Source organism: Acidocella sp., assembly GCF_035535915.1.
Lineage (GTDB): Bacteria > Pseudomonadota > Alphaproteobacteria > Acetobacterales > Acetobacteraceae > Acidocella.
In genome coordinates this window covers 1-23243 of the sequence record NZ_DATLPB010000067.1, presented here as the reverse complement: position 1 = coordinate 23243, position 23243 = coordinate 1, and the positions used below count along the sequence as shown (strand labels likewise).

General features: G+C 64.9%; 21 protein-coding genes. 15 read left to right on the top strand and 6 right to left on the bottom strand.

Translation table 11 applies throughout. The features are described 5' to 3' along the window. Positions 1-307: 307 nt before the first annotated feature. Positions 308-2143 carry a PHA/PHB synthase family protein gene (locus tag VNC39_RS08095; RefSeq protein WP_325397975.1) on the bottom strand — a complete coding sequence of 612 codons (1836 nt, stop codon included), beginning with the start codon at positions 2141-2143 and terminating at the stop codon, positions 308-310. Positions 2144-2255: 112 nt separating this feature from the next. Beyond that, entirely contained in the window at positions 2256-2546 is a 291-nt protein-coding gene (locus VNC39_RS08090) for a hypothetical protein (protein ID WP_325397973.1), read from the bottom strand. Between the two features lie 134 nt (positions 2547-2680). Between VNC39_RS08090 and VNC39_RS08085 the strand changes: the two genes are divergently transcribed. The 6 genes from VNC39_RS08085 (at position 2681) to VNC39_RS08060 (ending at position 9094) form a co-directional block, all read left to right on the top strand. Then, positions 2681-4363 (top strand): formate--tetrahydrofolate ligase, encoded by a 1683-nt coding sequence (locus tag VNC39_RS08085; RefSeq protein WP_325397971.1) that lies wholly within the window; start codon positions 2681-2683, stop codon positions 4361-4363. Between the two features lie 186 nt (positions 4364-4549). Continuing rightward, complete coding sequence (locus VNC39_RS08080) at positions 4550-5302, top strand: ABC transporter ATP-binding protein (protein ID WP_325397970.1); 753 nt, start codon at positions 4550-4552, stop codon at positions 5300-5302. Then, positions 5295-5987, top strand: a complete 693-nt coding sequence (locus VNC39_RS08075; RefSeq protein WP_325397968.1) for an ABC transporter ATP-binding protein — start codon at positions 5295-5297, stop codon at positions 5985-5987. Before VNC39_RS08080 ends, VNC39_RS08075 begins: the two co-directional genes overlap by 8 nt. A gap of 47 nt (positions 5988-6034) precedes the next feature. Further along, complete coding sequence (locus tag VNC39_RS08070) at positions 6035-7267, top strand: ABC transporter substrate-binding protein (protein ID WP_325397966.1); 1233 nt, start codon at positions 6035-6037, stop codon at positions 7265-7267. Positions 7268-7271: 4 nt separating this feature from the next. Beyond that, positions 7272-8159: a branched-chain amino acid ABC transporter permease gene (locus tag VNC39_RS08065; RefSeq protein WP_325397964.1), complete on the top strand. Its 888-nt coding sequence runs from the start codon at positions 7272-7274 to the stop codon at positions 8157-8159. Beyond that, positions 8156-9094 (top strand): branched-chain amino acid ABC transporter permease, encoded by a 939-nt coding sequence (locus tag VNC39_RS08060; protein ID WP_325397962.1) that lies wholly within the window; start codon positions 8156-8158, stop codon positions 9092-9094. The genes VNC39_RS08065 and VNC39_RS08060 overlap by 4 nt, the downstream gene beginning before the upstream one ends. A gap of 164 nt (positions 9095-9258) precedes the next feature. Here the strand turns inward: VNC39_RS08060 and VNC39_RS08055 are convergent, their stop codons facing one another. Both VNC39_RS08055 and VNC39_RS08050 read right to left on the bottom strand, forming a co-directional pair. Beyond that, positions 9259-9816 (bottom strand): carboxymuconolactone decarboxylase family protein, encoded by a 558-nt coding sequence (locus VNC39_RS08055; RefSeq protein ID WP_325397960.1) that lies wholly within the window; start codon positions 9814-9816, stop codon positions 9259-9261. Next, on the bottom strand, positions 9813-11258 hold the full coding sequence (locus VNC39_RS08050; protein WP_325397958.1) for a malonyl-CoA decarboxylase: 1446 nt from the start codon (positions 11256-11258) through the stop codon (positions 9813-9815). The genes VNC39_RS08055 and VNC39_RS08050 overlap by 4 nt, the downstream gene beginning before the upstream one ends. A gap of 99 nt (positions 11259-11357) precedes the next feature. Between VNC39_RS08050 and VNC39_RS08045 the strand changes: the two genes are divergently transcribed. The 8 genes from VNC39_RS08045 (at position 11358) to VNC39_RS08015 (ending at position 20033) form a co-directional block, all read left to right on the top strand. Beyond that, positions 11358-12248, top strand: coding sequence for a LysR family transcriptional regulator (locus VNC39_RS08045; protein ID WP_325397956.1), 891 nt, complete (start codon positions 11358-11360; stop codon positions 12246-12248). A gap of 98 nt (positions 12249-12346) precedes the next feature. Continuing rightward, complete coding sequence (locus tag VNC39_RS08040) at positions 12347-12826, top strand: formate dehydrogenase subunit gamma (protein ID WP_325397954.1); 480 nt, start codon at positions 12347-12349, stop codon at positions 12824-12826. Continuing rightward, positions 12826-14340 carry a formate dehydrogenase beta subunit gene (locus tag VNC39_RS08035; protein ID WP_325397952.1) on the top strand — a complete coding sequence of 505 codons (1515 nt, stop codon included), beginning with the start codon at positions 12826-12828 and terminating at the stop codon, positions 14338-14340. The genes VNC39_RS08040 and VNC39_RS08035 overlap by 1 nt, the downstream gene beginning before the upstream one ends. Positions 14341-14352: 12 nt before the next feature. Then, positions 14353-17193, top strand: a complete 2841-nt coding sequence (gene fdhF, locus VNC39_RS08030; protein ID WP_325397950.1) for a formate dehydrogenase subunit alpha — start codon at positions 14353-14355, stop codon at positions 17191-17193. Then, positions 17190-17417, top strand: coding sequence for a formate dehydrogenase subunit delta (locus VNC39_RS08025; protein ID WP_325397948.1), 228 nt, complete (start codon positions 17190-17192; stop codon positions 17415-17417). Before fdhF ends, VNC39_RS08025 begins: the two co-directional genes overlap by 4 nt. Before the next feature lie 87 nt (positions 17418-17504). After that, positions 17505-18866: an L-lactate MFS transporter gene (locus tag VNC39_RS08020; RefSeq protein WP_325397946.1), complete on the top strand. Its 1362-nt coding sequence runs from the start codon at positions 17505-17507 to the stop codon at positions 18864-18866. A gap of 10 nt (positions 18867-18876) precedes the next feature. After that, entirely contained in the window at positions 18877-18990 is a 114-nt protein-coding gene (locus VNC39_RS17510) for an MFS transporter small subunit (protein WP_413788785.1), read from the top strand. 215 nt (positions 18991-19205) lie between these two features. After that, positions 19206-20033: an ABC transporter substrate-binding protein gene (locus tag VNC39_RS08015; protein WP_325397944.1), complete on the top strand. Its 828-nt coding sequence runs from the start codon at positions 19206-19208 to the stop codon at positions 20031-20033. A gap of 196 nt (positions 20034-20229) precedes the next feature. Here VNC39_RS08015 and VNC39_RS08010 read toward each other — a convergent pair whose 3' ends face one another. Beyond that, the gene (locus tag VNC39_RS08010) at positions 20230-21744 is read right to left on the bottom strand and encodes a Ppx/GppA family phosphatase (RefSeq protein ID WP_325397942.1); all 1515 of its coding nucleotides are present in this window, start codon (positions 21742-21744) and stop codon (positions 20230-20232) included. 83 nt (positions 21745-21827) lie between these two features. Further along, positions 21828-22337: a DUF2244 domain-containing protein gene (locus tag VNC39_RS08005; RefSeq protein ID WP_325397940.1), complete on the bottom strand. Its 510-nt coding sequence runs from the start codon at positions 22335-22337 to the stop codon at positions 21828-21830. A gap of 131 nt (positions 22338-22468) precedes the next feature. On the opposite strand from VNC39_RS08005, the gene nth reads away from it, so the two are divergent. Further along, on the top strand, positions 22469-23140 hold the full coding sequence (gene nth, locus VNC39_RS08000) for an endonuclease III (protein WP_325397977.1): 672 nt from the start codon (positions 22469-22471) through the stop codon (positions 23138-23140). Positions 23141-23243 lie beyond the last annotated feature (103 nt).

The following is a 23243-nucleotide window of genomic DNA, read 5'->3' as shown; positions in this document are numbered from 1 at the left end:
CCCTTCTGCACTGGCATGTATTTGTTCCCTCAATCTTGTTAGTCGCTCCCTGCATAATAGTGCAGAGTTGCGTCGCTTGTAGCGGAGGGCTTGGATCAGCGCCAGGGGATTTTTTCGCTTCGGTATAGTTATTATTAGTTTTAGGTAAACTAACAACCCGCGGCGCCGGCCGGCCGCGGCCAGACGGCGCCATGCCGCGATCGGCCCTCAACCGCATGAATGCACGCTGTTTCAGCGCCCGAGCCCGCCTGGGCGGGCCTCTTGCGCCGCCATTTCTTACCTAACGAAAGCGGCGGCTGGTCGTGCCTCAGCGTTGCCGCACGTACCGCCCCGGGGCCGGTTCCAGCACGGAAAGATCGGCGTCAGGTCGGCCTTCGGGCGGCGGCGGCACCGGCGCACCGGAACGCGCGGCAAGCCAGCCGGCCCAGGACGGCCACCAGGAGCCTTGCTGGCAAACCGCGGCTTCCTGCCATTCCTCGGGCGGCACGTAGAGATCGCCCGGCTTGCGGTTGAGCAGGCAGAAATGCCGGTGCCGGTGCCCAGGCTCGCTGACCACTCCGGCATTATGCCCGCCGGAGGTGAGCACGAAGGTGACGTCGCCCGGGTTCAGCATCTGGAACTTATAGACCGAGCGCCAGGGCGCGATATGGTCGGTCTCGGTGCCGATGAGGAATACCGGCAAGCGGATGTCGGCGAGCGAAATCTTCCGCCCCCCCGCCAGAAACCGCCCCTCGGCCAGGTCGTTCTCCAGGAACATCGCGCGCAGATATTCCGAATGCATGCGATAGGGCATGCGCGTCGCGTCCATGTTCCAGGACATCAGATCGTTCGGATGGTCGTCCTCACCCAGATAATAACGGCGCACCAGATGCGACCAGATCAAATCGTTGGTGCGCAGCATCTGGAAGGCGCCCGCCATCTGCGAGGAATCCAGGTAGCCCTGCGCCCACATCACGTCGTCGAGAAACGCAAGCTGCGTCTCGCTGATGAAAAGCTGCAGCTCGCCGGCTTCGGTGAAATCGGTCTGCGCGGCAAGGAGCGTCAGACTGGCGAGGCGGTTGTCATGGTCGCGGGCCATGGCAGCGGCGGCGACCGCGAGCAGCGTGCCGCCCAGACAATACCCGACGGCGTGGATTTTCGCCCCGTCGCAAATGGCGCTGACCGCATCGACCGCCGCCATCACGCCGCAGCTTCGGTAATCGTCCAAGGCAACGTCGCGCAACGACTGGTCCGGATTGCGCCAGGAGATGCAGAACACGGTGAATCCCTGAGACACCAGGTAGCGCACCATGGAGTTTTGCGGCGACAAATCCAGGATGTAATATTTCATGATCCAGGCCGGCACGATCAGGAGCGGCTCCGGACGCACCGTGGCGGTCGTGGGGCTGTACTGGATCAGCTCGATCAGGTTGTTGCGGAACACCACCTGGCCGGGGGTGATGGCCACGTCCTTGCCGGGGACCAGCGGCAATTCCTGCTCGCGGGTGGTGCCGGCCGCGACCAGGTCGGCGATGAAATGCTTGCTCCCCTCCTCCAGATTGGCAAAGCCGGTGGTCTGGCACGCGGCCAGCACCTCCGGGTTGAGGAAAGGCAGATTCGGCGGCGCGAACATATCAAGGACCTGCCGCGTCATGAAACTGACGAACCGCTCATGCGGCTTCGACAGGCCGGGCAGCCCCGTGGTGGCCATTTGCCAGAAACGTTCCAGGCGCAGGAACTTTTGCTGCGCCAGGGCGAAATACCCGCGTTGCCAGCCGGAATCGAGAAAACGATGATCTTCCGGGGCCGGAGCCAGCGTCTCTTCCGGCAGGCCGATGAACTGGCGCAGCAGCGCGGTGGCGTCCGTCGCCGCCAGGTGGAACAGAGCCGCCTGCCGCCCCGGCTGGTTGGCGAGAAGCATGAACCAGTCCGCCCAGGCGATGGCGAGGGCAACCGGCGACAGCCCGCCGGTGAAGCGCGCCTGGGCGGCATGCAGCCGGCGGTCGAAATTACGTACAGCCTCCGGCTCGGTGAGCGCCGGCTGCATTGCCGGTACCGGCGAAACCGCGGCCGGTGGCGCGGGCTCCGGCGCCACTTTGCCCACTTTGCCCATCCGCGCGCGCGAAGCGCTGCCGCCGCTCAACAAATCAGTGGTATCGGGCATAACGCGAATAACCTTTCATCGTGGAGAGGCTGATTGGCGGCGGCCGGGATCGCTGAACAATATCGTTCAGCCGGGCGATGCGCCCGTCAGCCGGCAAGCGCAAGAACGCGCATCACGGTTGCGTGAAATCGCTTTTTTTGGCGTCGACGCTGGGCCGCTCCTGGGCGGCGGGCCACGGGTTGGGGCGTTCCATCATCGCGCTCAGCAGCACCGCGTTGGCACGCATCAGGGCCTGGCAGTACGCCATATGCGCCTGGGCGACGCTGCGCGCGGCTTCGCTGAACCGCTCGAACATCCGGGTCGAGGGCATCATCTTTTGCTGCGCGAGCAGCATGTTTCGCGACAATTCGAACATCGCGAGCGGGTCCCCGGGGTAACGCTGACTCTGAAACTGGTCCGGCATGGATGCTGTTCCTCTCAACGGCCCCCAATACGCCCATCGATTCGGCCCGCCGGCCTTGACTTCGATCAAATCATCCGACGAACGAAGCATTTCCGCTCTTTATGCCGCTCACCGGGCCGTGCTAGGCGACAAAAATGTCCGCAAGCATTGTTTCCCCCGACATCGACATCGCCCGCGCCGCGCGCCTGACCCCGATCCAGGAGATCGCCACCAGCCTCGGCATTCCGCCCGAGGCGGTGTATCGTTACGGCCCGCACAAGGCGAAAGTGGCGCTGGATTTCGCTACGCAGGCGGCCGCCCGGCCGCGCGGCAAGCTGGTCCTGGTCGCGGCGATCAGCCCGACGCCGGCCGGCGAGGGCAAGACCACGACCACGATCGGGCTGGGCGATGCGCTGCGCCGGCAGGGGGTGCGGGCCGCCATCTGCCTGCGCGAGCCCAGCCTCGGGCCATGCTTCGGCGCCAAAGGCGGGGCCACCGGCGGCGGCTACGCCCAGGTCGTGCCGATGGAGGACATCAACCTGCATTTCACCGGCGACCTGCACGCCATCTCGGCCGCGCATAATTTGCTCGCCGCGATGATCGACAACCATATTTACTGGGGCAACGCACTGGGGCTGGACACGCGGCGCATCGCCTTCCGGCGCGTGGTCGACCTCAACGACCGGGCCTTGCGCGACATCGTGGTGAGCCTGGGCGGCGCGAATAACGGCACGCCGCGGCAAACCGGGTTCGACATCACCGCCGCCAGCGAGGTGATGGCGATCTTCTGCCTCGCCCGTTCCCTCAAGGATCTGGAGACCCGGCTCGGCAATATCGTGATCGGCCGTGACATGGCCAAACGGCCGGTCCGCGCCCATGAACTGAACGCCGCCGGCGCGATGACGGCTTTGTTGAAGGACGCGTTCGCGCCGAACCTGGTGCAGACGCTGGAAGGCACGCCGTCTTTCATCCATGGCGGGCCGTTCGCCAACATCGCGCATGGCTGCAACTCGATCCTCGCCACGGAGACCGCGCTCGGCCTGGCCGATTACGTGGTCACCGAGGCCGGCTTCGGCGCCGATCTCGGCGCCGAGAAATTCCTCGACATCAAATGCCGCGAGGCCGGCCTTGCGCCCGCCGCCTGCGTCGTGGTGGCCACCGTGCGCGCGTTGAAAATGCATGGCGGGCTGGGGCTGAAGGAACTCGGCCCAGAAAATGTCGCGGCGGTGCAGGCGGGCTGCGCCAACCTCGTGCGCCATGTGCGCAACATGCAGAAATTCGGCCTGCCGGTGGTGGTGGCGATCAACCGTTTCACCGCCGACACCCCGGCCGAACTCGCCGCCGTGGCAGCCGCCTGCCAGGCGATCGGCGTGCAGGCGGTGCCCTGCAACCATTGGGCCGAAGGCGGCCAGGGCGCGCTGGCGCTGGCGGAAGCGGTGATGGCGCTGGCCGAGCAGCAATCTTCCTTCCGGCTCCTCTACCCCAACGACATGAAGCTGGAGCAGAAGATCCGCACCATCGCGACGGAGATCTACGGCGCCGCGGAAGTGAGCTTCGAGCCGGCAGCGCAGAGCCAGTTGCAAGCGTTCGAGGCGGCCGGCTTCGGTGCCCTGCCGGTCTGCATGGCCAAGACGCAGTATAGTTTTTCCGCCGACCCGGCTTTGAAGGGCGCCGCGGAAAACTTCAACCTGAGAGTCCGCGAGGTCCGGCTCTCCGCCGGTGCCGGTTTCGTGGTGGCGCTGTGCGGCGAGATCCTCACCATGCCCGGCCTGCCCCGCCACGCCGCGGCGGAGGAGATCTATATCGACGCCGATGGACAGATCGGCGGGCTTGCCTAGAAAATAAGGACAGCAAGCGCTACTTTTTGTAGGCTGTATCGGCGACACCACCCAGGACCCAGCATAAATAAAAGTTTTTACGCCGCTTTTTTCAAAAAGCGGCCGCTTTCTTAATCCGTGTTGCACCTTCGCGCGCGGCATGCCAGACATTCGCCAACGACATAATTCAAAGTTGGGACGAAACGATTGGCTGAAGCGGTTCTAGAGACCACCGGTCTCACCAAGATTTTCAACAGTTTCACCGCTGTCAGTGACGTCAGCCTGCGCGTGATGGCGGGCAGCATCCATGCGCTGATCGGCCCGAACGGGGCCGGGAAAACGACTTGTTTCAATTTATTGACGAAATTCCTGCAGCCCAGCGCCGGCACGATTCGCTACAAGGGCGAAGACATCACCGGCTTGAAGCCCGCCGAGGTGGCGCGCCGCGGCATGGTGCGCAGCTTCCAGATCTCCGCCGTGTTCGGCCATCTCACCGCATTGGAAAATGTGCGCGTGGCGTTGCAGCGTGCACGCGGCGGCAATTTCGATTTCTGGCGCAGCGACGCGGTGCTGCGGCGCTTCAACGACCGCGCGCGTGAATTGCTCGCCGCCGTCGGGCTGACCGATGCCGCGCAGATTCCGGCAGCGGAACTTTCCTATGGCCGCAAGCGGGCTTTGGAAATCGCCACCACGCTGGCGCTGGAGCCGGAGCTGATGCTGCTCGACGAGCCGACCGCCGGCATGACCGAGACCGACGTGGCGCGCATCGTCGAGCTGATCAAAACCCTGCGTGCGGGCCGCACGATTCTCATGGTCGAGCATAATCTCTCGGTGGTGTCCGGACTCTCGGACCGCATCACTGTGCTCACGCGCGGCAAGATTTTGGCCGAAGGCGATTACCAGACGGTCTCCCGGAACCCGGACGTGATCACCGCTTATCTGGGGACCGACCATGCTTGAAGTGGAGGGCCTGAACGCCTGGTACGATGAAAGCCACGTGCTGCACGGCATGCATTTCACGGTGCGCGAAGGCGAGCTGGTAACGCTGCTCGGCCGCAACGGCGCCGGCAAAAGCACGACGCTGAAAGCGATCATGGGGCTGCTGCCCAAGCGCACCGGCAGCATCCGCTTCCGCGACCAGGAACTGATCCGCGCCCGGCCGGACATCGTGGGCCGTGCCGGCATCGGTTTCTGCCCTGAGGATCGCGGCATTTTTGCCGATCTCTCGGTGCAGGAAAACCTGCTGCTGCCGCCGGTCGTGGGCCCGGGCGGCATGAGCATCGCCGACATCCACGCGCTGTTTCCGAATCTCAAGGAGCGGGCGAAAAGCCCCGGCACCAAACTCTCCGGCGGTGAGCAGCAGATGCTGGCGATCGCGCGCATCCTGCGCACCGGCGCGAAACTGCTGCTGCTCGACGAACCGACCGAGGGGCTGGCGCCGGTGATCGTGCAGCAGATCGGCCGGATGATCGCCGAGATCAAGCGGCGCGGTTTTACCGTGCTGCTGGTGGAACAAAATTTCCGCTTCGCGGCGAAACTGGCAGACCGGCACTACGTGGTCGAGCACGGACAGGTCGTGGACATGATCCAAGCCGATCAGCTCGAGAACCGCATGGAGGCGCTACAGCAACGCCTGGGGATCTGACCGCCAACCATACCAACCAAAAAACTAAATCCTGAGGAGACACCACCATGAAAATCACAAGACGTTCCGTTCTCGGCACCGCAGCGGCGGCCGCCGCCGCGGGCGCATTGCCCAGCCAGCCGGCACGCGCCGCGAACAAAAAACTCACCATCGGCGTGTGCAGCGATTTTTCCGGCCCCTATAGCGATATCGGCGGCGAGACTTCGGTCGCCTGCGTGCGCCAGGCGCTGCAGGATTTCGGCGCCGCCAACAAAGGCTACGACATCACCGTCATCCAGGGCGACCACCAGAACAAGCCCGATGTCGGCGCCGGCCTGGCGCGGCAATGGTTCGACAATGGCGTCGATCTGCTCATCGACGTACCCAATTCCGCCGTCGCACTCGCGATCGCCGGCGTCGCCGCGGAAAAGAACAAGACCTACATCAATTCCAACGCCGGCACCACGCTGCTGACCGGCGCGAAATGCAACGCGCAGACCATTCACTGGACCTACGACACCTACATGCTGGCGCATTCCACCGGCGGCGCGATGGTGGCGGCGGGCGGCAAGAAATGGTTCTTCATCACCGCCAACTATGCCTTCGGCCAGTTGCTGCGCGACCAGACATCGGCGGTGGTGAAAGCCGCTGGCGGCACCGTGGTCGGCGATGTCGACTATCCGTTTCCGCAGACCACCGATTTCTCATCTTATCTGGTGCAGGCGCAGTCTGCCGGGGCCAACGTGCTTGGCCTCGCGAATGCCGGCAAGGACACGGTAAACTCGATCAAGCAGGCGCATCAGTTCGGCATCACGCAGTCGGGCATGACCATCGCCGGCCTGCTGATCTTCCTCAACGACATTCACGGCATCGGGCTGGAGACCGCGCAGGGGTTGGTGCTGACCGAGAGCTTCTACTGGAACCTGAACGAGCGCACCCGCGCCTTCACCAAGCGCGTGCTGCCGAAAACGCCGGCCAACTATCCTTCGATGGGCCATGCCGGCTGCTATTCCGGCACGATGCACTTCCTCAAGGCGGTGGACAAGATCGGCGTTGATGCCGCCGCCAGCGGCGCTGCGGTGGTAACGCAGATGAAGAGCATGCCCACCGACGATGACGCGTTCGGCCATTGCTCGATCCGCGAAGATGGCCGCTTCATGTGCCCGTCTTTTCTGTTCCGCGTGAAAAAGCCTGGCCAGAGCAGCATCCCCTGGGATTATTACGATCTCGTGCACACCACCCCGGCGGACCAGACCTTCCAGCCGATGGCCACCGAAGGCTGCCCGCTAGTGAAGGCTTAAGCCCATGCTGATGATTTTCGGCAAGCCCTTGCCGCTGCTGTTCGGGCAATTGCTGCTCGGCATCATCAACGGTTCGTTCTACGCCATGCTCTCGATGGGGCTGGCGATCATTTTCGGCCTGCTGAGAATCATCAACTTCGCGCATGGCGCGCTGTTCATGGTGGGGGCCTTCGTCACCTGGGGGCTGCTCACTTATCTGTCGTTGGATTTCTGGTGGGCCTTGTTTCTGGCCCCCGTCATTGTCGGTGCGTTCGGGCTGCTGCTCGAGCGCACCCTCATCCGCCGCATCTATAAGCTCGATATTCTCTACGGCCTGCTGCTCACCTTTGGTCTCGCGCTCATCCTGCAAGGCGGCTTCACCAATTATTTCGGCAGCTCCGGCGTCAGCTACAATGCGCCGGATGCGCTTTCGGGCGTCGTCAATCTCGGTTTCATGTATCTGCCGGTCTATCGCGGCTTCGTCATTTTCGCGGCAATCCTGGTTTGTGGCGCCACCTGGTTCCTCATCGAAAAAACCCGGCTCGGCGCCTTGCTGCGCGCCGCCACGGCCAATCCCGGCCTGGTGCAATCCTTCGGCGTCAACGTGCCGCGCCTTATCGCCCTCACCTTCGCCTTCGGTGTCGGGCTGGCGGGGCTGGCCGGCGTGCTGGCGGCGCCGCTTTATTCCGTTAATCCCAACATGGGTTCGGACCTGATCAACACCGTGTTCGCGGTGGTGGTGATCGGCGGCATGGGCTCGATCGGCGGCGCCATTCTCTCCGGCTTCGCGCTTGGCATCATCGAAGGCTTCACCGACGTGTTCTATCCCCCCGGTTCGGCTGTGGTGGTGTTCGTGGTCATGGCCATCGTGTTGCTGGCGCGGCCCGCCGGCCTGTTCGGAAAGCTCGCATGAATTTCGGTTTCACCAAGGCACAGTCCATCGGCCTCATGCTGATGGTCTTGGCCATCATCCTCGCCCCGTTCTTTTTCTACCCGATCGTGGTGATGCAGGTGATGTGCTATGCCGTGTTCGCCATGGGCGCAAACCTGCTGATGGGCTCGCTCGGCCTGCTCTCGCTCGGCCAGGCGGCGTATTTCGGCCTCGGCGGCTACATCACCGGCTATCTGGTGCAGAGCCTGGGCCTGACGCCGGAGTTGGGGATCATCGCCGCCGCGCTCGGCGCCGGCGCGCTCGGCACATTGTTCGGCTGGCTCGTGATCCGCCGCCAGACGATCTATTTCGCGATGATCACCCTGGCGCTCGCGGAGATCGTCTATTTTTTCGCCGTGCAGGCCACGCGTTTCACCGGCGGGGAGAATGGCATCCAGGGCATCCCGCGTGGCGCCTTGTTCGGGGTGCTGCCGCTCGCCAACGACCGGGCCATGTATGCGCTGGTGGCGGTGATTTTTCTCGCCTGCTTCCTGTTCGTCCACCGCATCATGCATTCGCCCTTCGGCCAAGTGGTGAAGGCGATCCGTGAGAACGAACCGCGCGCCATCTCGCTCGGCTACAAGGTCGAGCAATATAAATGGGTCGCGTTCATCCTCGCCGCCATGCTCGCCGGCATCGCCGGCGGCACCAAGGCGATGGTGATGGGCATCGAGACCCTGTCCGATGTCGGCTCCGCCGCCTCCGGGCTGGTGGTGCTGATGGTGCTGCTCGGCGGCATCGGCACGATTTTCGGGCCGCTGATCGGCGCGCTCATCGTCGTCGCCATGCAATATTACCTGGCGCCGTTCGGCGCCTGGGTGATCGTCATCCAGGGCGTCATTTTCGTCGCCTGCGTGCTGGTGTTCCGCCGCGGCGTGATCGGCGAACTGGCGGTTCGGCTGAAGACCGCGCTTTAGGAAAGAAGGAAGCAAGCAGCCGCTTTTTTGAAAAAAAGCGGCGCAAAAAACTTTTATTATGCTGGGCCATGGGCATTGTCGCCGACACAGCCCATGACCCAGAGTAAATAAAGTTTTTTTGCTACTTTTTGTTCACAAAAAGTAGTGCTTCCTTTCTTCTATTTTCAGGACAGCGGCGGCAGTCGCGCGCCGTCCGGCGCTTGCGTCCGGGCGGTGTTCATCACCAGGCCGAGCAGGCCGTAATAGCCGGCGATGGCGACCAGGTCGAGCATTCCCGCCTCGCCGAACTGGCGCACGGCGCGGGCATATGTGCCATCGCTGACGCTGCGATGCGTCTCCAGCTCGGCGAGAAACTCCCAGGTCACGGCTTCGTCCTCGGGCATCAGTTCCGGCCGGCGGCCCTCGGCGATGGCGGCGACCACCAGCGGGCGCACGCCTTCCTGCAAGGCCAAAGGCTGATGGATCGCCCATTCCACCTGCTGGCTGTAGGCGCGGGCCACGACCAGGATGGCGAATTCGCGGATGCGGCCGGGCAGGGGGCTCTCATAGCGCAGATAGGCGCCGAGTTTTTCCACGCGGCCGAGCAGTGCCGGGTTGCGCAGCAGCGGAATGAACGGGCCCTGGAACACGCCGCGCGCGCCGCCGAGCAGCGCCTCTTTCGCCGCCGCTTGGGCCGGCGTCAGATCGGCCTCGGCGATCGGGGGCAGCCGGTCCACGCTCATCGCTCGCCGGCCCGCAGGGCGGGAAAGCGCCGGCGTTTCGGCGGCGCCGGTTCGTGGAGCAGCGCCTCCACCTCCTCGGACCGGGCGATCACCTGCTCCCGCGCATAGGCTTCGTGGTTCGCCTCGATGGTGGCGATGTCATACAGATAATTGACCATGATGCCGTACGATTCCTTGAGGCCGCGCGGCTCGGAATTGCCCATCCAATTGATCCGTTCCAGCCGCGCGCCGTTGCCGAGATGGAAGCGCGCCACCGGATCCTGCGCGCCCCGGCCCTTGCGCACGCTGGTCAGATAGGCGGCGCAGAGCCGCAGCAGCGGGGCTTGCAGCGCAGCGGCGGCCGGGCCGTCCCACCATTTCGGCAAGGCCAGCGCCGCACGGTCCGCCGGCCACAGGGCGTTCGCCAGCAGGCTTTCGTCGGAGCCATGCTTGGCCAGCCAGCTCGCGAAGCCGGGCACCGGGGAGAGGGTCGAAAACCGCACGAGCTGCGGCAATTCGGTGCGCAGCTCTTCCACCACCTGCTTGATCAGGAAATTGCCGAAGGAGACGCCGCGCAGCCCATCCTGGCAGTTCGAGATGGAATAGAAAATCGCCGTGTCGGCCTGGGCGGCGCTCAGGCGCTGTTCCTCCTCATCGGTGTCGCGCGCCAGCAGGCTCCGCACCTCGCCGGCCAGGCCGGTCACCAGGGCGACCTCGACGAAAATCAGCGGCTCGCCGGGCAAAGCCGGGTGGAAGAAGCCGAAGCAGCGCCGGTCCGACGCCAGGCGACGGCGCAGATCGTCCCAGCCCTGGATTTCGTGCACCGCCTCATAGGCGATCAATTTATCCAGCACCGCCGCCGGCGTGTTCCAGTCGATCCGCCGCATTTCCAGAAAGCCCCGGTTGAACCAGGAGGCCAGCAGGTGCAGCAGGTCCGTCTCCAGCGGAAGCAGCTCCGGATGCGCCTTCGCCAGCGAAAGAATCTCCTTGCGCATCGCCACCAGCATGGCGGTGCCGCCGCGCGACATGTTCATCCGCCGCAGCAATTCCTGGCGCACCGGCTCGGCCGCGTCGGCCAGGTCGGCGGCGGTGCGCGCCGTCGCCTCGGCCAGATAGGCTTGCGCGGCGGCGGCGAGGCGCGCCGGCTCGGGCGCAAAATTCGTCGCCAGGAAGCGATAGAATTCCAGCCGCTGCGCGGCATCGAGCGTGGAGAGCACGCCGTGCAGCTCGCGCGCCACGGCCGCCCCCGACGCCTCGCCACGGTTGGAGATCAGCGTTTCGGCGAGCAGGCGGGCCCGCTCTGCGGGGCCGATGGAAGTGGCCGGCAACAGCGCGAAACGCCGGCCGCGATCGGCGATCGAGGCCCACACCCGGTTCATCCCCAGACGCTCGATCCAGGAGCGGGCAAAGATGGCCTTGGCTTCCGGCTTGGCAGGCGGCACTGTAACTTGGACGTCGGGCATCAGGCGTTCCCCTCTGAAGACGACGAGGCCAAACTACGCAGTGTCTTGCGCGAGTTCAATCAGGGTTATTAGTAACGATTAGATCGCGGAGACTCTTTCATGCTTGGCAAACTCGAATACCTGATCGCCCTGGCGGCGGAGCGTAATTTTGGCCGCGCCGCGGAGCGATGCGGCGTGGCGCAGCCGAGCTTCTCCGCGGGCATCCGCGCCCTGGAAGATCTGCTCGGCGTTCCCCTGGTGCTGCGCAGCTCGCGCTTTCAGGGCTTTACGCCGGAAGGCGAGATCGTGCTGGACTGGGCACGGCGCATCACCGGCGATGTCTATGCCATGCGCGACAACGTGAATCAGCTGCGCCAGGGGATGAGCGGTCTGTTGCGCATCGCCGCGATCCCGACAGCGCTGGCGACCCTCACCGAGCTCACCACGCCGTTTCGCGAGCGCCACCCGGGGGTGCGGTTCAGCCTGCAATCCTGCACCTCCAGCGAGGTGCTGGCGCGGCTGCACAATCTCGAGATCGATGCCGGGATCACCTATCTCGACAACGAGCCGGTCGGCCGCGCCCGCTGCATTCCGCTCTATGAGGAGCGCTACCGCCTGCTCACCTCGCCCTCCGCGCCGCTCGGCGACCGCGCCCAGGTGACCTGGGCCGAGCTCGGAAAAATTCCCCTCTGTCTGCTGACGCCCGACATGCAGAACCGCCGCATCATCGACCAGCTGCTGCGCCAAAACGGGGTGGTGGCGGAGCCCACCCTCGAATCCAACTCGATCGTCGTGCTGATCAGCCACGTGCAGACCGGCCGCTGGGCCTGCGTCATGCCGGAGAAACTCGCGGAAATATTCGGCCTGACAACAAGGCTGCGCGCGATCCCGATCGTCGAGCCGGAAGAGGTCCATAAAGTCGGCCTGGTGCTGCCGGACCGCGACCCGCTATCGCCGCTCGCGGAGGCCCTGGTGGCCGAGGCGGCGCGCCTCACGCTGCTGAAGGCGTGACCGTTCAATAGGCTTGTGCTATTGCAGCACGCTTGCGTAGTATTGTGCACAAATATGAGAGGAACTACACTGTTAAATGAAGTGGAGTGCCTTTTCTCATGAGCCAATCAATTCCATCCCCCGGCTGGAACGAGACGGAAACCAACGCCCTCATCGATGCCCATCTCGGCCAGGAAGGCCCGATGCTGCCGATTCTGCACGCCCTGCAGGCGGCCTTCGGCTACATCTCCGAACCGGCGATGCGGCTGGTCGCGCAGCGGCTGAACGTCACCCGCGCCGAGGTTTACGGCGTGGCGAGTTTCTATCACGATTTCCGCCTGGCGCCGCAGGGCCGGCACCAGATGAAAATCTGCCGCGCCGAGGCCTGCCAGTCGATGGGCGGCGAGACCCAGGCGCGGGCCTTCCTCGCAGCACTCGGGCTGGAATGGGGCGGCACCACGCCGGACGGGCGGCTGACCGTGGAGCCGGTCTATTGCCTGGGCCTGTGCGCCTGCGCGCCGAGCGCCATGCTGGATGGCGAACCGCATGCGCGGATGGATCTTGAGGGGCTGAAGGCCCTGGCGGCGGAGGCGGTCTGATGCGCATTTTCGTGCCGCAAGACAGCGCCGCCCTGGCGCTTGGCGCCGACCGCATCGCCCAGGCGATCCGCCGTGACGCCGCCGCGCGTGACCGCGACGTGACCCTGGTGCGCAACGGCTCGCGCGGCCTGTTCTGGCTGGAGCCGCTGGTGGAGATCGAAACCGCGGAAGGCCGTGTCGGCTTCGGCCCGTTCACCCCGGCCGACGTGCCGGCTCTGTTCGGCGACCTCACGGCGCATCCGAAATATCTCGGCCTCGTGGAGGAGATTCCGTTCCTGAAGAAGCAGCAGCGCCTGACCTTCGCGCGCTGCGGCCTCGCCGACCCGCTGGACCTCGACGCCTATCGCGCCTTGGGCGGCTTTGCCGGCCTGGAAAAGGCCCGTGCCATGAGCCCCGCCGAAATCTGCGCCGAGGTGAAGGCCTCCGGCCTGCGCGGCCGCGGCGGGGCCGGCTTTCCCACGGGCATCAAGTGGGAAACCGTCCGCACCGCGTCCGCCGAGCAGAAATACATCGTCTGCAACGCCGATGAAGGCGATTCCGGCACCTTCGCCGACCGGCTGATCATGGAAGCCGACCCGTTCTGCCTGGTCGAAGGCATGGCCATCGCCGGGCGCGCGGTCGGGGCGACCCGCGGCTATATCTACACGCGTTCGGAATATCCTTATGCGATCCGCATGATGAGCGCGGCGATCGACCTCGCCGCGCGCGCCGGGCTGCTGGAAGATTTCCGCCTGGAAGTGCGCGAGGGCGCCGGCGCCTATGTGTGCGGCGAGGAGACCGCGTTGCTCGACAGCCTGGAAGGCAAACGCGGCCAGGTGCGGGCAAAACCGCCGATCCCGGCGCTCATCGGCCTGTTCAGCAAGCCGACCGTGATCAACAACACCATCTCGCTCGCCGCCGTGCCGTGGATTCTCGCCGAGGGCGCGCCAGCCTACGCCGCCTTCGGCATGGGCCGCTCGCGGGGCACCATGCCGGTGCAGCTGGCCGGCAACATCAAGCATGGCGGCCTGTTCGAAACCGCGTTCGGCATCACCCTCGGCGAGCTGATCGATGATATCGGCGGCGGCACTTCCTCCGGCCGGCCGGTGCGCGCGGTGCAGGCGGGCGGCCCGCTCGGCGCCTATTTCGCCGTTAGCCAGTTCGACACGCCGTATGATTACGAGGCGTTCGCCGCCAAGGACGGGCTGGTCGGCCATGGCGGGCTGGTGGTGTTCGACGACACCGTCGACATGGCGCAGATGGCGCGCTTTGCCATGGAATTCTGCGCGCATGAATCCTGCGGCAAATGCACCCCCTGCCGCATCGGCTCGACGCGCGGCACCGAAACAATCGACAAGATCATCGCCGGCGACGCGGTGGAGCGCAATCTCGCTCTGGTCACCGATCTGTGCGAGACCTTGAAATTCGGTTCGCTGTGCGCGCTGGGCGGCTTCACGCCCTATCCGGTGATGAGCGCGATCAAGAATTTTCCTGAAGATTTTCGCGGCCCGGCCGCAAAGCTGGCCGCTGAATAGGAAGTTTTCGTCATGGGCATGATTCACGAAATCGATTACGGCACCAAGCCGAGCGCCGCCACCAAGCTGGTGACGCTCACCATCGACGGGCAGCACGTCAGCGTGCCGGAAGGCACTTCGGTGATGCGCGCGGCGACCGAGATCGGCACGCAAATTCCCAAGCTTTGCGCCACCGACATGCTGGACAGTTTCGGTTCCTGCCGGCTCTGCCTGGTGGAAATCGAAGGGCGCGCCGGCACCCCGGCCTCCTGCACGACCCCCGTCGCCGAAGGCATGGTGGTGCACACACAGAACGCCAAGCTCGCGAAGCTGCGCCGCGGCGTGATGGAACTCTACATCTCCGACCACCCGCTCGATTGTCTCACCTGCTCGGCCAACGGCGATTGCGAGCTGCAGGACATGGCCGGCGCGGTCGGCCTGCGCGAGGTCCGCTACGGCTATGACGGCTCCAACCATCTCGACGCCGCCAAGGACGTTTCCAACCCGTATTTCCAGTTCGACCCGGCCAAATGCATCGTCTGCTCGCGCTGCGTGCGCGCCTGCGAGGAAGTGCAGGGCACGTTCGCGCTGACCATCGAAGGCTCGGGCTTCGGCTCGAAAGTCTCGCCCGGCATGTCCGAACAATTTTTCGACTCCGAATGCGTCTCCTGCGGCGCCTGCGTGCAGGCCTGCCCGACCGCGACGCTGATGGAGAAATCGGTGATCGAGATGGGCCAGCCGGAACATTCCGCCGTGACCACCTGCGCCTATTGCGGCGTGGGCTGCTCGTTCAAGGCGGAGATGCGCGGCGAGGACGTGGTGCGCCTGGTGCCCTACAAGGACGGCAAGGCGAATCACGGCCATTCCTGCGTGAAGGGCCGCTTCGCCTATGGCTACGCCCAGCATAAGGACCGCATCACCAAGCCGATGATCCGCGCCAGGATCACCGACCCCTGGACCGAGGTGAGCTGGGAAGAGGCGATCGCCCACACCGCCGCCGAGTTCAAGCGCATCCAGCGCGAGCACGGCAAGGATGCGATCGGCGGCATCACCTCCTCGCGCTGCACGAACGAGGAAACCTATCTGGTGCAGAAGCTGATCCGCGCCGGCTTCGGCAACAACAATGTCGATACCTGCGCCCGTGTCTGCCACTCGCCGACCGGCTATGGCCTCGGCAAAACCTTCGGCACCTCGGCCGGCACGCAGGATTTCGATTCGGTCGACGAGGCGGACGTGATCCTGGTGATCGGCGCCAACCCGACCGACGGCCATCCGGTGTTCGGCTCGCGCATGAAAAAACGCCTGCGCGAAGGTGCGAAGCTGATCGTCGTCGACCCGCGCCGCATCGACCTGGTGCGCACCCCGCATGTCGCGGCATCGCACCATCTGGCCCTGCGCCCCGGCACCAACGTGGCGATCGTCAATGCGCTGGCGCATGTCATCGTCACCGAGGGCCTCGCCAACGAGGCGTTCATCCGCGAGCGTTGCGACTGGGCAGAATATGCCGAGTGGGCGGAGTTCATCCGCAAGCCCGAGCACAGCCCGGAAGCGGTGGCGATGCTGACCGGCGTGCCGGCGGCGGAAATCCGCGGCGCGGCGCGGCTTTATGCGGCGGGGCCGAACAGCGCGATCTATTACGGGCTGGGCGTGACCGAACACAGCCAGGGCTCGTCCACGGTGATCGCCATCGCCAACCTGGCGATGGCGACCGGCAATATCGGCCGGCGCGGCGTCGGCGTGAATCCGCTGCGCGGCCAGAACAACGTGCAGGGCAGCTGCGACATGGGCAGCTTCCCGCATGAGTTCCCCGGCTACCGGCACGTGTCCAACGACGCGGTGCGCGCCATTTACGAACGCGACTGGGGCGTATCCCTGTCGCCCGAGCCGGGCCTGCGCATCCCCAACATGCTCGACGCGGCGATGGATGGTTCCTTCCGCGGCCTCTATGTCCAGGGCGAGGACATCGCGCAGTCCGATCCGGACACGCGGCACATCGTCGGCGGGCTGACCGCCATGGAATGCGTGGTGGTGCAGGATCTGTTCCTGAACGAGACGGCGAACTACGCGCATGTGTTCCTGCCCGGCTCCAGCTTCCTCGAGAAGGACGGCACGTTCACCAACGCCGAGCGCCGCATCCAGCGCGTGCGCAAGGTGATGAGCCCGAAGAACGGCTATGCGGACTGGGAGATCACGCAGATGCTGGCGCGGGCGATGGGCATGAAGATGGACTACGCCCACCCGTCCGAGATCATGGACGAGATCGCCCGCACCACGCCGAGCTTTGCCGGCGTCTCCTTCGAGAAGCTGGAGCACGAAGGTTCGGTGCAATGGCCGTGCAACGAGGCGGCGCCGGACGGCACGCCGATCATGCATATCGACCATTTCGTGCGCGGCCGCGGCCGCTTCATGATCGCCGATTACGTGGCGACGGACGAGAAGACGGGGCCGCGCTTCCCGCTGCTGCTCACCACCGGCCGCATCCTCTCGCAATATAATGTCGGGGCGCAGACGCGGCGCACCGAAAACGAGAAATGGCATCCGGAAGATGTGCTGGAGATCCATCCGCACGATGCCGAAACCCGCGGCATCAAGGACGGCGAATGGGTGAAGCTGGCCAGCCGCTCGGGCGAGACGACGTTGCGCGCCAAGGTCACCGACCGCATGGCGCTGGGCGTGGTCTACACCACGTTTCACCATCCGGTGACGCAAGCCAACGTGATCACCACCGACTATTCCGACTGGGCGACCAACTGCCCAGAATATAAGGTGACGGCGGTGCAGGTGTCGCACTCCAACGGCCCGACCGAATGGCAGCGCGATTATCAGGCGCATTCCAAAACGGCGCGGCGCATCGATGCGGTGGCGGCAGAATGAGCAAGATGGAAGACCGGCTGGTCTACATGGCCAACCAGATCGGCAAGGCGTTCATATTGCGGCCGCACCAGGAGGCGGTCGACGAGACGGCCACGCATCTCAAGGCGTTTTGGGAAAAACGCATGCTGACGCGGATTTTGGCCTATATCGATGCCGGCGGCGCCGGCCTCGATGAGATCCCCAGGCAGGCTCTGTTGAAATTTCGGGAAAATTTGCCAAAGTAACGACCAGCCGAAAACGACATTTGCGTATCCCCTGTCGCCAAGACAGGGGGGCCTTTCAAATAAGAATAAAAAGAAAGGAAATGTCTCATGGGTTTGTTTGCTTTTCTCGACCGCGACCACATTGTGGCGCCTGCGGGTTTCAGCCGATGGCTGGTTCCCCCGGCGGCGTTGTGCATTCATCTCTGCATCGGCGAGGTTTACGCCTTTAGCGTGTTCAACCTGCCGCTCACCCGGCTGATCGGCCTCAAGGCGTCGGCGCCCGGTGACTGGTCGCTGGTCGATGTCGGCTGGATTTTCTCCGTCGCCATCCTGTTCCTCGGTCTCGCCTCGGCCTTCACCGGCTCCTGGCTGGACCGTGTCGGGCCGCGCAAGGCAATGACCGCGGCGGCCTTGTGCTTTGGCGGCGGCTTCCTCATCGGCGCGCTGGGCATTGAAGTGCACAATTTGCCGTTGCTGTTTCTCGGCTATGGCGTGCTCGGCGGCTGCGGCCTGGGCATCGGCTACATCTCCCCGGTGCGCACGCTGATCACCTGGTTCCCCGACCGGCCGGGCATGGCGACCGGCATGGCCATCATGGGGTTCGGCGGCGGCGCGATGATCGCCTCGCCGCTCTCGGTGGCGCTGATGCACCATTATGCAACGCCCACCAGCCTCGGCGTCGCGCCCACCTTCGTCACGCTCGGCATCGTTTATGCGGTGTTCATGCTGATCGGCGCGGCGATCGTGCGCGTGCCGCCTCCGGGCTGGCGTCCGGCGGGTTATATGCCGGCGGCCAGCACCTCACGGCTGATCTCGGATCATCACTACGAGGTCTCCACCGCGGTGCGTACGCCGCAATTCTATTTGCTCTGGGCCATTCTGTTCCTCAACGTCACCGCCGGCATCGGCGTGCTCAGCCAGGCCTCGCCGATGATCCAGGAAATGTTCCACGGCAATGTCACACCGGTGGCGGCGGCCGGCTTCGTCGGGCTGCTCAGCCTGTTCAACATGGCCGGGCGGTTCTTCTGGGCCTCCGTGTCCGACTATATCGGCCGCAAGGCGACATATTTCGTGTTTTTCCTGCTCGGCCTGGTGCTCTACGCCTCAGTGCCCAGCATCGCCCGGGCCGGCAGCATCGCGCTGTTCGTGCTGTGCTACGGCATCATCCTCAGCATGTATGGCGGCGGTTTCTCTACCATTCCGGCCTATTTGAAGGATTTGTTCGGCACCTCCTATGTCGGCGCCATCCACGGCCGGCTGCTCACCGCCTGGTCCGCGGCAGGCGTGTTGGGACCGGTGCTGGTGGACTATATCCGCCAGTATCAGATCGCCCAGGGCGTCGATAAGGCCGACGCCTATTCCGTGACCATGTACATCATGGCCGGGCTGCTGCTGATCGGCGCACTGTGCAACCTCGCGGTCGGGCCGGTCGGCACGCATATCCGCCATATTTCCGCGCCGGCGGAATGAGGAGAACGCCATGAACACCGAGACCACGAGCCTGCGGCTGGGGATTTACTGGGCCATCGTGCTCGTCCCGCTCGCCTGGGGCGTGTACCACACGCTGCTCAACGCCCTGAAACTGTTTGGCTGATTATCCGGGCGCGACGACCAGGGCCGCGCCCGCTTTGCTTATGTTCTCAGCAACGAAACAAGATTCAAGCAATAGCCGCTTGTTTCGTTGCCGCTCTTGTCTGGGGCTGCATTTTATGTGCGCCGGCATGGCTTGTTGCCGCGGAAAACGGGTGATCAACTCCGCTCTCGGGGCGCGCTTTGCGCCTTGTTGAATTGATCTCGGAGCTCGCCGCCATGAAGCTGTCCCCCCGTTCTCTTTGCCTCGGCGTCGCCGCGCTTGGCCTCGCCGCTCTGGCCATGCCGCATTCCGCGCAGGCCGCCAGCGCCGCCCTGCCGGCGAACATCACCGCGACGAAAACCATTACCTTCTGCTCGTCCCTCACGCTGCCGCCTCTGGAATTTCTCTCAGACTCGCAGCAGCCCGAAGGCTCCGACATCGATCTCGGCGATGCGCTCGCCAAACGCCTCGGCGTCACTGCGAAATGGATCAACATGCCCTTCGCCGGGCTGGTGCCGAACCTGCTCGCCGGACATTGCGACGCCGTGCTCTCCGGCCTGTTCATCAAGCCGGAACGGCTCAAGGTGATCAACGAAATCCCCTATATGTACACGCGCGAGGGCTTCCTTCTGAAGACCGGCAAGCCGTTGCTGAGCGGCCCGGGGGCCCTGTCCGGCGAAAAGGCCGCGACCGTCACCGGCACCACCGCCACCAACCTGCTGACCGCGGCCAATGTTGCGCTGGTCAAAGCCGGCAAAAAGCCGATCACCATCGTCATGTTCCCGGAGAACGCGCCGGCGCTGCAGCAAGTGCAGTTCGGCCAGGTCGCGGCCTACGGCGTCGCCTATGAGACCGCCTTGTATTACAGCGCGCTCGACCCCAGCCAGTTCGAGGTCGGCGGCCCGGCCTATTTCAAGATCCTCTCCGGCATCGGTGTGTCGAAAAGCCAACCGGGGCTACAGGCCGCCCTCACCGGCGCGCTGCACGACGTGATGGCGGATGGCACCTACGCGGCGATTTTCAATAAATGGCATATCGGCGTGGATATGCTGCCGAAGCGCTAAGTAAGTGGCCGCTTTTTGAAAAAAGCGGCACCAAAAACTTTTGTTATGCTGGGCGGAGGGGCTGAAGGTTCCGGCGGTGCGTAGCACCGTTGGAATAGCCCCGGAGGGCATGGGCTGTGTCGCGGACAACGCCCACGGCCCAGAGTAAATAAAGTTTTTTTGCTACTTTTTGTTCACAAAAAGTAGCCTTCCTTGCTTACCAGCGCTCGGTCTCAGCTTCCATACCGAGCATCTGCGCCAGCCGTTCCAGCCGGCGCAGCACTGAATCCCCGGCGAACACGCCGACCGCCTCGGTGAGCGCCAGGGTCAGCCGCCCCGGCGCGATGGAGAGCTGGGTGCCGGCCAGCAATTGCGGCGTGCCGGCGCAGAGCGTGTAGGCCAGCCGCAGGGCAACGCCGAGCGTCTCGGCCCGCCGCGCAGCCTGCATATCCAGCAGCGTGCGCGCTGGCGCCAGGAAGCCGGCGTCGGCGCAGGCTTCGTAGCGCAACGCCAAGGTCAGACCGAGAAAGGCGCGGGCGTGGTGGTCCACGCCGACGCCCGGCTGGCGAAACGCGCGCAGAAACGCCTGCTCGGCACGGTATTCCGGATGCTCGTGGCTGCCGATGTCGGAGAGCCAGCAGGCCGCTTCGCGCAGGCGCCGCTGCGCCTCGGTCTCGCCGGGAAAGAGCGGCGCGGTCCAGCCGATCAAAGCCGGGGGCAATTTCGGGTCCCGCAGCGTGCCACGGGTCAGATCGCGCCCGGCGGCGAGCAGCGGGTCTTCGGCGCGGATCTCCGCCGGGATCTGCCGGGCGAACCAGCCCTCCCGCAGCCCGTTGGCGCTGAACACCACGCGCTTGGCGCCGGAGGCGCGCAGCAGGCGGCGCAGGATCAGCGCGGCGTACGGCAAATCCTCGATGCGCCGGCGCGGCACGCCGGGCATGCGCTCGATCAGCTTGCGCCCCGCCTCGTTCACCACCCCCGCCAAGTCGCGCGCCTCTTCCCAGCCGATCGTGTAATGATGCACCATGTTCAGCGGGTAACCGGTCTGGGCGATATGGATGCGCGCCAAGGCGCGGAACCCGCCGCCCGACAAATACAGATCCCGCCCCGAAGCGGCATTGACGAAGGGCGCCGTTTCCAGCGCCGCGCTGACGATGCTGCGCGCCTTGATCAGGTCGCCGCCGGCGCGGTCGGCGAGGCGGATCACACCCACCGGCAAGGTCGCCGCGGTGCCGATGCGCCCGGCCTCCAGCCGCACAAGTTCCAGCGAGCCGCCGCCAAGATCGGCCAGGATCCCGTCCGCCGCGGGAATGCCGCACAGCACCCCCTCGGCCGCGAGTGTGGCCTCCTGCTCGCCCGAGAGGATGCTGATGCGCATGTCCGGCTCCAGCGCGTGCATGCGCTGGACAAACTCCGCCCCGTTCGCGGCGTCGCGCACCGCGGACGTGGCCAGCACCTCGAAGCAGGAGGCCCCCATGGCGCGGACGATGGCGGCGTAGCGGCACAGCACCGTCTCCGCCTGGTTCATCGTCGCCGGATCCAGGCGGCCGGTGCCGGTCATGCCTTTCGCCAGGCGCAGCACGGCTTTTTCATTGAAAATCTGCACAGGGTTGCGCGCGTCGCCCTCATACACGACGAGGCGCACCGAATTGGAGCCAAGGTCTACGACCGCCCTTCTGATAGTCTGATCCGCGACGCCGAGACGAATGTCTTCCTGGGTCAGCTGGTCCATAGGCGGCACTTTCTCGTAGATTCGGGCATCGGCTCTATCACGCAAATATGAAATTATAGGAAATCTTTTGCCTGATCGAATCCTCAGCGCAATTGCGGGTTGTCGAACCGTGGGTTGCGCCAGCGATGCAGAGCGCGGCCCAAGGCGGCGGCGAGGTCGCGCTTCTCCGTCTCGCCCAGCTGCCGCGCCACCTCCCAGGAGGTGCCGCGCGTCCTCAGCAACAATTTCGGCACTGTGCCGGCGCGCTCTTCCAGTTCCACGTTCGCCCAGGCCGGCGACAGCGACATGAGCCTCCGCCGCCCGCTGGCGTCACACCACAGCACGGAAAGCTCGGTCTCGCTCAGCCGGATGGTCTCGTACGCCCGGGCCGCGCGCACATTCACCCAGATCAGCACCAGGGCCAGCAGCAGATCCGCGCCATTGAAGCCGATCACCGGCCAGGCGCCGAGCAGCGCCATCAGGCTGGTGACGGACAGCGACGCCAGGCACATACCGGCGATGACCAATCCAAGGCCACGGCGCGATAGCGAGCGGTGCGGTTTGACTTGCGCCTCGAACATCAGCCGGGCAGCACTGGCGGTGGGCACGTCCATACCGCATAGATTGCACAGCTCGGACGACAGGCAAGGATAAAATGGCGAGACTGGCGAAAACCGCCGCACGAAAGAGTGAGGCAGCCCCTGCGCAAGCGACGAAACGCCCCGTGCGCACCCGCACCAAATTGATGAAACCGGCGGATATCGGCCCGTTCCTCACCGCCATCGCCGGCGGCAACCCCAACCCGCGCACCGAGCTCGAATACAACACACCGTACCAGTTGCTGGTGGCGGTGGTGCTGTCGGCCCAGGCCACGGACGTGGGCGTGAACCGCGCGACCAAAAAGCTTTTCGCCGTAGCACCCGGCCCGGCCGACATCGTCGCCCTCGGCGAGCCGGGCTTGAGCGACTACATCAAGACGATCGGGCTGTGGAAAGCCAAGGCGAAGAACGTCATCGCGCTCTCCCAACTTTTGCTCGAGCGCCACGGCGGCGAGGTGCCGGGCGACCGCGAGGCGCTGGAGGCGCTGCCCGGCGTCGGCCGCAAAACCGCGAACGTGGTGCTGAACGAAATATTCGGCCACGCCACCATGGCGGTGGACACGCATATTTTCCGCATCGGCAACCGCACCGGCCTGGCGCCCGGCGCCACCCCGCGCGCGGTGGAAGATTCGCTGCTCAAACGCATCCCCGAAGCGATGCTGAAACCGGCGCATCTCTGGCTGATCCTGCACGGGCGTTATCTGTGCAAAGCACGCGCCCCGGATTGCTGGCGCTGCCCGGGCGCGGCGTTTTGCACCTACGCGGACAAAACACCGATGCCGGCCGCGAAAAAGCCGAAGAAAGTGGCCGCTTTTTGAAAAAAGCGGCGCAAAAACTTTTGGTTACGCTGGGCCTGAGGCGCTCGAGCGGCACGGGCCCAGTTTAACAAAGTTTTTTTGCTACTTTTTGTTCACAAAAAGT